This window comes from Gardnerella sp. CCPDSM (genome assembly GCF_056754715.1).
The window spans coordinates 1-1,565 of record NZ_JBQEQO010000025.1; the positions used below are offsets into that span (position 1 = coordinate 1).

General features: G+C 40.1%; 2 protein-coding genes. One reads left to right on the forward strand and one right to left on the reverse strand.

Features of this window, described 5'->3' with window-relative positions; translation table 11 throughout:
* Positions 1–437: LPXTG cell wall anchor domain-containing protein (locus ACTJLE_RS06255; protein WP_481267881.1), on the forward strand; the 437-nt coding region annotated here is incomplete at its 5' end.
* An 87-nt stretch (positions 438–524) separates the two neighbouring features.
* Here ACTJLE_RS06255 and ACTJLE_RS06260 read toward each other — a convergent pair.
* The coding region (locus tag ACTJLE_RS06260; protein ID WP_481267882.1) for a type II toxin-antitoxin system antitoxin SocA domain-containing protein at positions 525–1,565 on the reverse strand (1,041 nt) is incomplete at its 5' end.

Here is a 1,565-nt window from a genome sequence, read left to right on the forward strand (position 1 = left end):
CTAAGTTCACTGGTGATACTCCTGTGAGTGGCAATATTTCTGTGCATAGTTCGTATATATCTAATCCGCCAGCTCCTACGCCGGAGCCTGAACCAGAGCCAACTCCAACGCCGGAACCGGAGCCGGATATTGATTGGGATGATATTCCGGATATAGATTTGACTCCGGATCAAGAGCCAGAGCCAGCTCCTGTTCCTGATTTTCCGGTTCCTGTTGCTCCAGCTCCGATTCTGCCGCCTGCTGAAGCAGAGCCGGAACCTGCACCAGCTCCTTCTCAGCCAAAGCAGCCGGAACAACAACCTAAGCACGCTGCTAAGCATCTTCCTAAAACCGGCTCAACTGCAACGCCAATTCTCGCTTCCGCGATTGCCTCGCTTTTCGCAGGTCTTGCCGGACTTGCTGAATCATTTGCTGCAAATCGCAAGCGTAGAAACTAGACTTTGTGTTGTGAATGTTTTACACAAATGCTAGTAATTTTCCCCTGTTGTGTTCATGTCAGCAGGGGAAAATTTTTATTTAGCGTGTTACTTGCTTGAAAACATGTATTGTGCGTACTGGCTAATGTCGTTGGGATTTATCATGTTAAATTTTGTTTTTATTTCGCTAAAATAATCACCAATAATGTTTTTACTGATTATTTTATTTGATGATTCGTTTTCATTCAGATTTCCTCGTGTTAGCACCCATGGTTTTTCGTTGTGTGTGAATCGTTCGAGTTCTTTACCGCTGTAGCAGCAAAGATTTTCAATCACGCTATCGCATACTGCTTTTTCGGTAGCAGATAGTGTGGTTGTTAATTCTGCTGTAAGTCTTGTGATGTCGCTTTTTTGAGCGTATTCGTAATCAGCTAATTTTTCTGATGATTTAATTCCTGATATTGATGATTTAATTCCTGATATTTCTGTTGTTGGTGAATCGATTGGTGAAAAAGTGTAGTCTTTATAGCGCAAATAGACGTCTTTATACACAGGTCCATGAACCCATGCTTGACAATCATCGGTAAATAAGAACGACTTATAGAAGGCAAAGTGAAAACCTTGTATGTAGTACAATGATTTTTGCAAAGCAAGGGGAGTAATGTCCTCACATTTTACGAGCAAGTATTGTATTACATCGTTTATTTTGTTGCTTGACTTATTGCTATCAAAGTTACTGTTTGCAGAGTTATTTTGTGATTCGTTTATTAGTTTTTGAGTTGCCTTGTAGCTTTTTTCGTAGCTAAGCGCGGATTTCAGATTGTTCTTATTGCTGATTAACAAGTGCAAGTAATATTCCGGATCGTTATAAATTTGTTGTAAAATGTCAGAATATTGTTTTGAAGGAATATCTCCATCTGCAAATCTAGAAAATGTTTGCTCGCCCCAGCCGAGTAGCAGCGAAAGTGGTCGTTTACCTATTGAGTATTTAGCAGGTATTTCGTTGATTTCATCAAGAGGAATAATATTGTTTTCCTTACGATACTCGTCATACAATGCTCGAAGATTCGCGTCAATAATTTCTGGTACATATACGTAAGAACCGCATTCTTTACAGTGTGCTTCTGTGCCAGTGTAGGAATATTGTTT